Origin of the sequence: Macellibacteroides fermentans (assembly GCF_013409575.1) — a bacterium.
GTDB classification, from domain to species: domain Bacteria; phylum Bacteroidota; class Bacteroidia; order Bacteroidales; family Tannerellaceae; genus Macellibacteroides; species Macellibacteroides fermentans.
Genome location: NZ_JACCCY010000002.1, coordinates 241,582 through 255,205, shown reverse-complemented (window position 1 = coordinate 255,205; position 13,624 = coordinate 241,582). Strand labels below are relative to the sequence as shown.

Here is a 13,624-nt window from a genome sequence, read left to right as displayed (position 1 = left end):
CCTTTATTGCCGAAAACAAGACAATATGATCACAAAAAAACTAAATGAGCTGTATCTTTCCTTTACGGGTAAAGAGGCAGATCACATTGAGGAGCTACCGTCTTCGGGGTCCAACCGGCGGTATTTCCGTCTGAGCGGTCAGCAGACACTTATAGGGGTGAGCGGTACTTCGGCCGAAGAGAACAGCACCTTCATCTACATGGCCAATCACTTTGGCAGCAAAGGATTACCCGTACCGAAAGTGCATTGCTGGTCGGAAGACAAATACTTCTACCTTCAGGAAGACCTGGGTAACACCCTGTTGTTCGATGCCATTGAAAAAGGGCGCAGAAGCAGTGTATTTGATGAAGAAGAACGCTCCATGCTGAAAAAAACGATCAAGCTTCTTCCCTCCTTTCAGTTTTCGGGAGCCGACGGACTTGATTTTACAAATTGCTATCCTCAGCCGGAGTTTAATCAGCGTGCCATCTTGTGGGACCTGAACTACTTTAAATATTGTTTTCTGAAAGCTACAGGTCTTGATTTTCAGGAAAGCCAGCTGGAAGACGACTTCCAGAAACTTTCCGACGTATTACTCCGCAACTCGTCGGCAACCTTCCTTTACCGCGATTTCCAGTCGCGTAATGTAATGATAAAGGATGGCGAACCCTATTTCATAGACTTCCAGGGAGGACGGAAAGGTCCGGTTTATTACGACGTAGCCTCATTTATCTGGCAGGCCAAAGCCAAGTTTCCCGAAGACCTGCGACAGGAGTTGCTGAGCGACTATCTCGACGCCCTGCGCACCTTCATTCCGGTAGACGAGGCCTACTTCCGTAGTCAGCTTAAACATTTTATCCTGTTCCGTACACTTCAGGTGTTGGGAGCCTACGGTTTCCGCGGCTATTTCGAAAAGAAGCCTCACTTTATACAAAGTGTTCCCTTCGCGATCAATAACCTGCGTCAGCTGCTGCACGACGACTATCCGGAATATCCCTATCTATGTACAGTTTTGCGTAACTTAACGGGATTGAAACAATTCTCGGACGATATACAGAAAAGGATGCTTGAGGTAAAGATCGTGAGCTTTGCCTATAAAAAAGGAATCCCCAACGACCCGTCGGGTAACGGAGGAGGGTTTGTATTTGACTGCCGTGCGGTTAACAACCCCGGTAAGTACGAGAGATACAACCACTTTACCGGACTGGATGAACCGGTAATCAGTTTCCTGGAAGAAGATGGCGAGATATCGCATTTCCTTACCCAGGCCTATACCATGGTGGATGCTTCCGTAAAGCGTTACATGGACAGAGGCTTCACCAACCTGATGGTTTGCTTCGGATGTACCGGCGGTCAGCATCGCTCTGTATATTCGGCCCAGCACATGGCCGAGCATCTGCACGACAAATTCGGGATTAAAATACACCTGATTCACAGGGAACAGAATATAGAACAAATCTTTGACGCGAAATTATGAAAGCTATGATTTTTGCGGCCGGTACAGGTTCCAGATTGAAGCCTTACACCGACCACATACCCAAAGCTCTTATTCCTATTGACGGAAAGCCAATGTTGGAGCACATTATATTAAAACTTAAAGCGGCTGGTTTTACTGAAATTATTATCAACGTACACCATTTGGGTGAACAGATAATTGAGTTTCTGGCCGGTAAAGACAATTTCGGCATTACTATCCATATATCCGACGAACGCGATTATCTGTTGGACACCGGAGGAGGAATCAAACATGCGGCTCAGTTCTTACAAGGAGATGAACCCTTTCTGGTACACAATGTGGACATTATTTCCAATGTAGACCTGAAAGCATTGTATCAACACCACCTGGATACCAATCCACTGGCCACCTTGCTGGTAAGCAAACGGGATACATCCCGCTATTTGTTGTTCAACAAAGAGAACAAGCTGAGCGGATGGAGAAACAAGGAGACCGGCGAAGTAAAGTCTTATTACCCCGACTTTGATCCGTCCATACACAACGAGTTTGCTTTTAACGGCATACATGTTATCTCTCCACAGATATTTGAATGGATGGACGAGTGGACCGGCAAGTTTTCGATCATCAACTTCTACCTTGCCGTATGTGCCAAAACGCCTATCCAGGCTTTCGAGCAGGCAGACCTGCACATACTGGATATAGGCAAACCCGATGCCCTCGAGCTGGCACAAGATTTTATAAAGGATATAGAATAGACAGCATTCTGCATACTTCATACAACTGGTAATACGAGTCCTCATACAAAAAGGCAGGCGTATTACCAGTTGCTTTTTTAATAAAACAAAAGCATAACGGCACATTAGGCATATCTATATATAGCCTAACGGCATTACTGGTATACCTTAACCGGCAAAGTATCCGGATATATGCGTTGCGCCCATGGGCTCGTTTGAACGGCTCCATGGGCGCATTTTATCGTCCCCATGGGGACGAGGTGCGGAAGTTATTAGATTCCTACTTAAATATATATTCTTTCGCGCTTACTTCCCGAGGCTTTCCCGCTTATCGGTCAGTATATTGAAAAGCGAATTAAGGTCGTCCGCCCCAATCAGGTCTATTCCCTCCTGCAGAATAAAGTGTTTATAATTTTCGGTATCCGGAGCTCCCCACCAGCGGAACAGCTTTCCTTCGCTGCGCGCCTGATTCATAATTTCGCGCATACGCTTCAGCTCGTCGGCCGGCATCTCTCCGTTTCCCTTCCATTTAAAGAAAGAGGCAAAGTTATCACTCACCACCGGAGTAAGCGTACGGGACATCCCTTTGTTAAGATCGGCCACTTTGCCGTCCAGAAAGGTAAAGCGTGACTTTTCCTGCGGCAGACTCAGCATGGGGCGGTCGCCCGACAAAAAGAAAAGCACAGCCCCCTCCTTGTACGTACCATCGTTTACCGAACAAAACAGTTCCTTATAAGGCTCCATCTGGGCTTTAAGAACGGGGTACATCTCTTCGCCACTGGTCTTGCAATCCACCATCAACATAAACGGACGATCGCTTTCGGGGTAAACCTTCCCTCCGTTATCCCGAATTCGCCGGGCCAGAGGTTTGAGGTAAAGTTCGCGGAAAGTCAGCCGGCTGTCCAATGTATCGGGACGGTCGTGGGCCACATACAGCTCGCCGTTAATCAGATAAAGATCGGCCTCCACGCAGTTGAACCGGAAAGCGAGGGCATCCTTCAGCGGATTGGGCCGCCAGTAATCGTTATGCGAAAAGGCATTGTAATGAATTTGTTTGTCGACCACCCGCGGCAAAGCCGACTCCATGTAGGGCGCCACCACCTCGTAATGGCCCAGACTATCGGTCCACCTGCACGAAGCCACCCCAACCTGGTTGTCCTTGATGCGCAATACGGCAAAAGAACCATTTCCATCCTTGTCGGGCCACGCATTATTGACCTGATAAATAGGATATCCCCGGTAATACTGAATCGAAGGAGTATGCGTGTGTCCCACAAAAAAGGCAGCCAGATTATACTGGTCCAACAGGTCGAACAATTGGTTACGGGCCGTCTGATTCCACCAGCCCAATGCCCACTTATCCACGCCGTAATGCTGTATGTATACGACCGGATTACCGTTGGATGCATACTGTTTCAAATCGTTGGCCATCCATTCCATATTGCTCTCAGAATAAGAGGTATCACCGGCAAAGGTCTGCGCCTGGATAAAATGAACATCCCCCACATTCCACGAATAGGCTCTGCTGGGAGCATGCAGGTTCAATATCTCGCCTTTGGCAAGTTTAGTCTGCAGAACAGAATCCATGAACTGGAGATTAAACCCTCTACCCTGCAGATTCCGGATAGAATCTTCCGAAAAGGGATTAATATCGTGGTTGCCAAATCCCGGATAAACCGGGAAATGAATCTGCTTATCGCCGGTACCCCGACTGTAACGGGCATTATAAAGAGCCCGTATCCGGGGATCCGCCTTATCGAAGATATCACCGGCAATCACCACACCGTTGAGCTGCTTGAGGGTATCGCCCGCAAAAGCCTGTGGTCCGCCGGCCGGCCACACAAAGGTTCCCGGCAGCCGGTTCATAGCCTTTACGTGGTAAAACTGATCGCTTTCCGGAGGCATATCAAAATGCGTATCCGCCGCTATCACCACCGAAACATCCCGAACTTGTGCCCGGACCGGATTCACCAGGCTACACAGTGCGGGTAAAATAAGAAACATTACATACCTGTACATACCGATTGCTTTTTATTAAACCGTTTGAGAACCTGCTTTAACCTGTATTGTCTTCGTTTTATCGCCCCAGGTGAGAATCAGTTCGAAGGGAACGTTGCTCTGCACCTCTGCTACAGGTTCCTGCTCTTTGGACGAACGGGCTTTAACCAACAAGGAAACCACACCCTCTTTCCCGAAGGGATATTCGCGGATACCGTGTTCTTCCAACAAGTTCACCTCTACGTAAAGCTTTTTCTCGTACACATTAGACCGGATACCCAGGATATATTCGATCAGCACCGATACAGGTGGCAGTCCCGTCCAACCGATAAAATCGGGACGGGCCATAAAGCCCGGCTCCACACTTTCGGGGGCATAATACTCCCAGAAGGTACCCGTTTTCTTATAAACTTCGAACACATTCTGGTAATGATTCATTGCAATATCATGGGCAAGCTGCTTATATCCTTTATCCATAAGTCCCGTTATCACCATATAGGTAGCCCCGGGCCATACCCCGCCCTGCCAGTAACGTCCGTTCTCCTTGTATTTGGGGTTGTTGGCTGCCAGGGATGGAATCCGATGCAGGCGGTTAAAGGTCTCCTTATCCTCCAGATGAGCCACAAACTTATCCAGCCGCTCCTTGTCCAGTACATCGGTAAGCAGCGCCCAATAGGCATGAATACCCTTGGTTGACGACAACGAACCATCGGCATATTGGTCAAACAAGAAATTCTCCTTATCGCTCCACAGGTGTTTGTTGATGTACTCCTTCAACATTTTCGCCTCATCTTCAAACTCTTCAATCTCCTGCCAGCGCTCCAGATAGAAGCCCATCTCCAGTAAAAGTCCGGCAACAAATAATTGTTGCAGGCAGGCATCGATCCAGATCATGTGTCCGTGACTGTATATCATGTTGTATTTGGCCTCCACACGTGGCATGTTATCCATACCCGTTCCCCAGCCACTGCTCCAATAGGTACCGTTGCGCCAGGTGCGGTTCAGTTTGAGCCATTTATAGTAAGCACACAAAGCCGGAAATATCTTATGCATCCGTTCGGTGTCGCCAAACTGTTTATAGTAGATCATCTCGCTCCAAGGAATGATGTTCGGCCCCGTACTTACCGGATCGTAACGTTCAAAGCAATCGGCTCCATCGGCTTTGATCTCCCGGCATATAAACCCATCGGGATGTTGCTTGGCATAGAAATTATCCAGGGTGCGCTGAAAGGGAAAAAAACGGGTGCCGTAACGGGCAAACATGGTGATGAAGGCCGAATCCCACATAAAGATATTGCCATTGTAGGCCGTATCGATATAACTGGACACAAAGCCCGATCCTTTCTCAGGAGCTTTGATGTTGCGGATCCCGATCTCCCAGGCTTTCCAATACATTTCGATCTCCTTGTCGTGCCCTTTCCAGATAGGTTGAGGCAAGATCTTTTTTGCTTCGGCAAACGAACGCACCGGAAGGGTTTCGGGCGAAGCAATCCGGTATTCGTTTTCTGTTACCAACGGCTCCTTCAGGTAGGTATTCTTGTAGGGAAGGTTGTATTTGGGTTTCGATTTATCCTCTTGCGCTGCTGTGGCAAATGCTGCCGAAGGAATTACGGTTGCTCCTGCCGCCGCAAGCGATTGCTTGATAAAATTTCGTCTGTTCGTCATGATATAAATCTTATTAGATTATACAAAAGTAACAAATTACCAACCCTTCAGGGCTGTTATCTTTTTAAATATATCGGAATTTTCGTAGATACCGGTAAATTGTTCGGCACCGGGACCAAAGGCATACACCGGAACCATCACGCCACTGTGTCCACCTGTGGAGAACTTCCCTACAATCTTACCCTCGGCCAGGTTACCATCCACCAGGGTGAGGCCTCCAGTTTCGTGATCGGCGGTAACAATAACCAATGTTTCGCCATCCTGTGCGGCCCATTCAAACACCTTACCGATAGTCCGGTCGAAATCGTGCACCTCCTGCATCAGCATATCCAAATCATTGAAATGCCCGTAATCGTCCAGCTGCGATCCCTCAACCATCAGGAAGAAGCCTTTTTTATTCTGATTCAATACCTCGATGGCCTTCAGAGAAGCTTTCGCAAGGATATCCCCCCTTTGGGCCGGGACAGGCAGATCCAGCGAATCTGTAACCGTAAACAACTTCCCTCCTTTAGCCTTGGCCAGCTCGTCCCACGAACGGAGTACCTGATACCCCTTGCCCTGCAATTCGTTGAAGAGATTCCGCCCATCGGTCCGGTTCTCAAAATACTTGGAACCGCCACCAAATACAAAGTCGGCGCCACAGTTCAGGTAATCTACCGTAATAGCCTCCGCCTCATCCCGGTCGATATTATGACAACAGAAGTCGGCCGGCGTAGCATCGTTCAACCGGCAGGTAACTACCACTCCCGCCGAACGTTTGGTCTCTTTAGCCACATCTACAAGAGTAGTAAGGGGATTACCTTTGGCATCTACACCCACTGCATGGTAAATGGTTTTCTGTCCGGTTGCCAATGCTGTTCCACCTGCACCGGAATCGGTTATAAGTTTATCCAGGCAATAGGTCTTCGATAGGCCCACCGCCATCGCATTATCCAGATTCAGCTTCCCGCGGTTGGCTGTCCAGGCACTATATACATGCATCAGACTCATGCCATCGCCAATCATCAGAATTACATTCTTCACTTTCTTTCCTTTGGGAGCCTTCAGCTTCACGGTCTCATACGGTTGATTCAGGACATAGGTCTGTTCTACATCCCTTTTACTCTGGGCCGATACGCCGGCAGGCATTGCCCCTAACGCGATCATCAATACGGCTGCAAGCCAATAATTCCGATTTACTCTATTCATTTTCATCTTTTTTATTTTATTTGATATTACAACAGTTCCGGAAAAGACATGATACGATATATAGTTAAATACAAGTAAGAAACCGATAACACCTATCCGGAAGTGTTTTTTTAATAAAAAAAAGCAGGCCATTCTAAATAGTACATTTAAAACGACCTGCCTACATAGATTTGGGATCTAAGTATGTTTCTTAATAACCCTTATTTTGTACCAGGTTATTGCTTTTTGCTATCTCGTTGATTGGAATAGGCATTACATGATTTACAGACGGATTGAAAGTACGGGCAGCCCAAATTTCGATTTCTGTAACTTTATCAATCTGGATTTGGCCATTCTCATCCTTCTTAAGTGTAGTCTTATAACCGTGCAAAGGTTTGCTGTACGCAGCCTGTGCATCGCCCCAGCGAACCAGGTCGAGGTGACGGCCGGATAGTTCGCCTGCCAACTCGCAACGACGTTCGTGCTTCAGGTCGGCCTTGGTTGCATTGGTCTTAGGAGCCAATCCGGCACGTACACGTACACGGTTAAGCGGCTCGTCGCCATTCTTTCCCTGCCAGATAAGGGCTTCAGCTTTCCAGAGCAAGACTTCGGAGAAACGAATCAACGGAATGCTAAGATCGGTTGTCATATTATCGCCGTTGGGGTTGACCGTAGTACCAATTGCATCGGCCGGTCTGAACGGATCCATATATTTATTGAACTGCATTCCCGAAGCACTTTCGGTCGAATAGTAGGTTCTTTCGTTGCCCAGGAAGGTAAACTTGTCACCCGGAACCAACATAGTTACCGCACGGCGTTTGTCGCCTTCTTCAAATTCGCGGTACAATTCCAACGTAGGCATAAAATAGCCCCAGCCGTTGTATAGTCCCCATCCCTTATTTTCCAACATAACGCCCGGCAGTTTGGAACCGTCTTCGTTACTGCTTGTCCACGACCAGATATATTCCGGACTCCAGTTATTGGCCATCTTAAATACATCGGCATAGTTAGGCAACAGATCGTGGTGAGGAATCACCTTATCACAGAAATCGATTGTTTTCTGATAATAGGTATTATCGTACTGGGCGTTATACAAACTTGCTTTAGCAGCATATGCCCAGGCAGCTGTTTTGTGTGGACGGCCATAATTATCTTCTCCCCAATCCTTAAATAAGGGTAACAGTTCGGCAGCTTTCTCAAAATCGGCGATACAGAACTTGTAATTGTCGGAAACCGACTTCGGACGGGGCTGATCAATCTCTGCCCATGGCGTATTTTCGGTTACAATGGGAATACCACCGTTGGTTCCGTTATCTCCGTAGTAAGGAGCCAGCCATAAATAGGCCCATCCTCTTAAGAAATAAGCTTGTCCCAAGGTCTCATTCTTCACCTTTTCAGAAATATTCATGGAAGGAATGTTCTTGATCATGTCGTTGCACTTCTTGATCAGCTGATACATTACCGGCCAGTTTTCCTTTACGTCGCGTGTATTATCAAGTACAAAGTTCTTGATGTTGGCGGCACCGGACTGCGGTCTGCCTGTTACCATGTCATCACTTGCGTTTTCGTACCACATCATTCCACGACCGGTTATACCTTCTGAAGCAGTCCAGAAGTAAAGTCCGTTTGCTGCCGCGATGGCATCGGCTTCCACTTTCCAGAAGTTACTTACGGAAGGTTCTCCCTCCTGTTCGTGTGTCAAAAATTCGTCACAGCCCGTTAACGAGAGCGATAAAGCGGCTAATACGAAACCTTTATATATAAACTTTTTCATATTCACTTAATCAATTAAAAATTAACATTCAAACCAAAACTGAATACGCGTGCCACTGGATATTTACCTCCATCCAGACCCATACGGCCTACTTCGGGATCCATTCCATCGTAGCCTGTTACAGTAAACAGGTTTTCGCCTGTTGCGTATAAGCGGACTCCGGTTCCTGCACATCCGATTGAACTCATAAATGCCTTAGGCAAGGTGTAACCGATGGTAAGGTTCTTCATTCGGAGGTAACTTCCGTCTTCCAGATAGAAATCGGAAGTAGTTGAATAATTCTTATTGGCGTCGTTCATTGCCAAACGTGGAATGTTGGAAGATGAATTGTAGGTGAATGAATTCAATACATCGGCCGACATGTTAAAGCCCTGATCAGCAGGATAAGTCATGGTTTTAACACCGTTGAATATCTTGTTGCCTCCTACACCCTGGAACAGGAATGACATATCGAATCCGTTCCAAGCCATAGAACCGTTCAGTGCAAATGTGTACTTAGGAGCATAGCTTCCTTTGTAAACCCGGTCTTTATCGTTTATAACGCCATCGCCGTTTGCATCGATAAACTTGATATCGCCTGCTTTGGCACTAGCCTGAATTTTGTTACCATCTTTATTTACATAGGCGGCAGCTTCCTGATCTGTCTTAAACAGACCGTCTGTCTGAATTACATAAAAGGCATACCAAGGCTGACCAACGGCCGACTGCAGCGGAGTTAAGCTACGTACTTCGTCGCTGTGCGGCATATAATCGCGGTCGCCCAGATTCAGCACTTCATTCTTTAATGTTGTGAAGTTTGCACCCAATGAGTAGGTTACCTCACCAGCCTTATCAGACCAGTTGGCAGCAAATTCCCATCCTGAGTTACGTACTTTACCCACATTACCCAGAGGTGCAGATTGAATACCGGCAACCGAAGGCACGGTCATCTCTTCAATAAGGTCTTTGGTGTCTTTCTTGAAATAGTCTACCGTAAACGATAGTTTATCGTTAATCAGGTTCAAGTCGAAACCTAAGTCAAGCTGCTGAGAAGTTTCCCAAACAAGTCCCAGATTCTGGAATGTCTGCAAACTATATCCTTTAACCGGATTCTGTGCCTGATTTCCGAAGTAGGTGAACCAGGGAGATTCCGTTAGTTTTACGTTGTATGCATAACGGCCTACAGAGGCAATGTTACCGATCTGTCCCCAGCTGGCACGAAGTTTCAACAAGCTGATGGCAGGTACCACGTCTTTAAAGAATGGTTCCGATGATAATTTCCATGCTCCGGAAACTGCAGGGAATATATCCGAACGTTCAAACAACTTGGAAGTTGCATCGTAACGTAAACTTCCGGTTAGGAAATAACGGTCGTCGAAAGAATAAGAGGCTCTACCGAAGCCGGATACTTTAGATTCTTCAGAAAAGCTGTCTTCCGGTTTGGTCTTTGACCAGTTGTTACCGTTTACAAAGTGCTGTGCCCAATCATCTTCGTACGAGAAATCGTATACGGTTGTTGAATTGTAGCGAGAATTATCGTATCCCATGGTATATCCACCCATTAAAGAGAACAGATGCTTTTCATTCAAGGCAAACGAATAGGTGGCAGTTGTTTCCCATAACCAGCTCTTATCAGCCCAATCTCTGATAACTTTACTGTTTTCGTTCAACGGTTTTCCTATTTCGGGAACCTTCATATTAAATTCTTCAAATTGTCTGTTATACGAACTTACCGTGAAATCCGATTTAATGGTAAGTCCGGCTAGGGGCTTCATGATAAAGCTTGAAGTAGAAAAGATAGTCTGTTCCGGACGGTACTGACGTAAGCGATTCAATTTGGCAACCGGATTCTGCACCTCGCCGAAGGTACCGGCCACACCAAGGTCGCTTGCCCAGAGAGGAACTGTACCGCCATACATAGGCTGTCCGTTATCGCCCATTACCAAATTACCTTGCTGGTCGTATTCGTAAACAGTGGCAGATCTTGGCATAAACATAGCCTGTGCAATGATACCGGTGTGAGAACTTGTATTCAAATCGCCCTGTCCGTTTGTATGATCGAAGTTAACGCGTTGTAAAAATGACAACCAGTTGTTGATCTTGAAATCAAGATTTACACGTGCTCCGATATTTTCTTTATAGGTATTAAGCAAAATACCCTGTTTTTTATCGTAGGATACAGAGGCAAAAGCTTTTAAATTATCGCTACCTCCGGTAATGGATGCTGCGTAATGCTGGATACCGGCGGTACGGAATATCTCGTCCAACCAATCGGTACGTGTTGTTTGTCCGTAAGGATACAAAGTAGGGTTCAATCCCGAAGGAACCGAGATTCCACTGGCATTGGCAGCATCTGTACGTACCTTAACATATTGTTCGGCAGTTAACACTTCCGGAAGTTTGGCAGCACTCTGAATACCATAATATACGTTGGCATCAACTTTTACTTTACCCGACTGTGCCTGTTTAGTGGTAACTACAATTACACCACCCGATCCTACGTGTGCACCGTAGATAGCGGCAGAAGCAGCATCCTTAAGTACAGAGATAGACTCAACATCTTCGGCATTGAAAGGAGCGCCCGGAACACCGTCTACAATATATAGTACATTGTCGCCCGTACGTGAACCCTGACCACGGATGGTGATAGAAGGACTTGACATCGGGTCGCCACCATTATTGGAAATGGTTACCCCCGGCATCTGTCCCTGTAACATACCTTCCAGACCTAACGGTCTGCTTTTGATATTGGCATCCATCTTTACAGATGAAACCGCCATTGAAAGGTCTTTCTTACGGGTGTCGCCGTAACCAACCACAACAACCTCTTCCAATTTCTGTGTATCTTCCTTCAGGACAACGTTTACCGAGCTTTTGCCGGCAACACTTACCTCCTGAGGCAGATAGCCAATGTAGCTGATTACCAGTACAGCATTGGAAGCAGCCTCCAGCTGGAAGTCGCCATCCATTCCGGTAATAACTCCGGTAGTGGTTCCTTTTACAACCACATTGGCTCCGATAACCGGTTCACCCGATGCGTCTTTAACCACACCGGTGACCTTTCTTGTACTTTGTTGATTTACAGAAGATCGTAGCTCTTTATTGTCTGATGCACGGTAAAGGACAACGATCTTGTCCTCGATCCGGTAAGATATACCTGTACCATTGAATACTTTATCGAGAACAGATTGAATATTCTCGTTCTTCACGTTTACAGATACATTATTTACATTGATAACATCCAGCGCAGTATCGTAGGAGAACGCAATCTCCATTTGCTCTTTCAACGAACTGACCACACTTTTCAAGGTAGCATTCTTCAGATAAAGCTCTACATCAAACTTTTGACTCAAAACACTGGAATTGGTCGGGGCAGCTTCGGCTCCGGCAACCATGCAGCAAAGCGAAATCCCTACACATGCGTGTTTGATAGAGAACAGCAGGTTTTTCTTTTTATTCATACCTCTTTACGATTTAGATTAACACTTTACAAAATTCAATTGTATTATTTCAGATTCGATAGATTCATATAATCTCGAAAATACCGGATAGAATTATGTATCGTGCTAGTTTTCCAATATTAAAACTACATTTTATCTTATTTTACAACAAAGACTAACAAACACATACTCTTTCCATTTTCACAGGTCTGTCATACCCGTAAACAGTCTTTGTGCAGTAAGCAATCTTCATTTAAATTGACATTGCAAATGTACGGCCGACATGTTTCAGTAAGATGTTTCAAAAAAGACAGAACAGTGAAAATAGCATTTCAAAACCATTACAATCCAAATTCAGCCGCTGCCGAATAAATATAAACTCATATCTTGTTATCTTTTTGTGATTTTACAATTCAGCCCGGTCACGTATTGCAGCATTCGCACCGACTCTTCCGCACTATCCCCCTTGTCGTAGGTAAAGTTGTAACGATGGTCGCGAAGTGTTACACTATCAGTCTGAATCTTTATCTGGTAATTTTCTTCCAGGCTCTTCACCACCTCATGTATGGTTACATTGTTTAGTGTTACCAGGTTATAACGCCACGATGTATGTTCATTGACTGCCACATACGATATTTCAAGTTCTTTTGTATCGGGTTTGTACAAAGCCTGTTGGCCCGGATGCATTGTTACAAGGGCATCACCCTGGGCACTTTGAAGCTGAATGACTCCGCTTTCTAGTACGGCCGACACCTGTACATCTTCTTTATACGAATGGACATTGAATGTGGTTCCAAGCACCTTTATATTAAATGAGGAGGTTTTAACGACAAAAGGATGCTTTTTATCTTTCGTTACATCAAAGAATGCCTCTCCATCCAGAATTACCTCACGTTGTTTCGTCGAAAATTTTTCCGGATATATCAGGGATGTATTTTTGTTTAACCACACCTTCGTTCCATCGGGCAGGTATAATACTTTTACAAGGTTGCTGCGATTTGTTACATAAAGCTGGGTTATATCAGATGTGCTGCCTTCGCGAAGTATCCACGTAAGGGGTAAAAGAATCAGAAGAATGACTGCAGCAACCATTAGCATCCACTTCCCGGAAATGGTAAATGATGATTTACTTACAGTTGGTTTTATCATGTGGGCAGCACGTCGGTCTATCTTTTCATTGAGCATGCGAAGCGAACTTTCCATACGGTCGCTCTCTGCAAGTTTATCCATAGTCTGTAGTCCGGACCAAACCGCTTTCATCTCGAAAAACAATCGTTTGTTTTCTTCCGATTCACGAAGCCATTCAAGCAGTTCACGTTGTTCACCAGGGGTTGCGTGTCCCGACAGATAGGTATGTATTAGTTGTTCATTCATGCATTAAGTAACTTCTTTTTTTACTTGTAACACTATAGATACAATCAAAGAGAAAAAA

At 45.9% G+C, this 13,624-nt stretch carries 8 protein-coding genes; 2 read left to right on the top strand and 6 right to left on the bottom strand.

Annotated elements, in window-relative coordinates:
* Positions 1 to 25 precede the first annotated feature (25 nt).
* Positions 26 to 1,456 (top strand): RapZ C-terminal domain-containing protein, encoded by a 1,431-nt coding sequence (locus F5613_RS06105; RefSeq protein WP_068182587.1) that lies wholly within the window; start codon positions 26 to 28, stop codon positions 1,454 to 1,456.
* On the top strand, positions 1,453 to 2,190 hold the full coding sequence (locus F5613_RS06100; protein ID WP_179399102.1) for a nucleotidyltransferase family protein: 738 nt from the start codon (positions 1,453 to 1,455) through the stop codon (positions 2,188 to 2,190). Before F5613_RS06105 ends, F5613_RS06100 begins: the two co-directional genes overlap by 4 nt.
* 285 nt (positions 2,191 to 2,475) lie before the next feature.
* Here F5613_RS06100 and F5613_RS06095 read toward each other — a convergent pair whose 3' ends face one another.
* The 6 genes from F5613_RS06095 to F5613_RS06070 all read right to left on the bottom strand — a co-directional run bounded on the left by F5613_RS06095 (position 2,476) and on the right by F5613_RS06070 (position 13,566).
* Complete coding sequence (locus tag F5613_RS06095) at positions 2,476 to 4,188, bottom strand: metallophosphoesterase (protein ID WP_179399101.1); 1,713 nt, start codon at positions 4,186 to 4,188, stop codon at positions 2,476 to 2,478.
* 15 nt (positions 4,189 to 4,203) lie between these two features.
* Positions 4,204 to 5,832: an MGH1-like glycoside hydrolase domain-containing protein gene (locus F5613_RS06090; RefSeq protein WP_179399100.1), complete on the bottom strand. Its 1,629-nt coding sequence runs from the start codon at positions 5,830 to 5,832 to the stop codon at positions 4,204 to 4,206.
* 36 nt (positions 5,833 to 5,868) lie between these two features.
* Positions 5,869 to 6,978, bottom strand: a complete 1,110-nt coding sequence (locus F5613_RS06085) for an alkaline phosphatase (protein WP_394353450.1) — start codon at positions 6,976 to 6,978, stop codon at positions 5,869 to 5,871.
* Between the two features lie 232 nt (positions 6,979 to 7,210).
* Positions 7,211 to 8,773 (bottom strand): RagB/SusD family nutrient uptake outer membrane protein, encoded by a 1,563-nt coding sequence (locus F5613_RS06080; RefSeq protein ID WP_179399098.1) that lies wholly within the window; start codon positions 8,771 to 8,773, stop codon positions 7,211 to 7,213.
* Between the two features lie 14 nt (positions 8,774 to 8,787).
* Entirely contained in the window at positions 8,788 to 12,213 is a 3,426-nt protein-coding gene (locus F5613_RS06075; RefSeq protein ID WP_179399097.1) for a SusC/RagA family TonB-linked outer membrane protein, read from the bottom strand.
* 369 nt (positions 12,214 to 12,582) lie between these two features.
* The gene (locus F5613_RS06070; protein ID WP_179399096.1) at positions 12,583 to 13,566 is read right to left on the bottom strand and encodes a FecR family protein; all 984 of its coding nucleotides are present in this window, start codon (positions 13,564 to 13,566) and stop codon (positions 12,583 to 12,585) included.
* Positions 13,567 to 13,624: the final 58 nt, after the last annotated feature.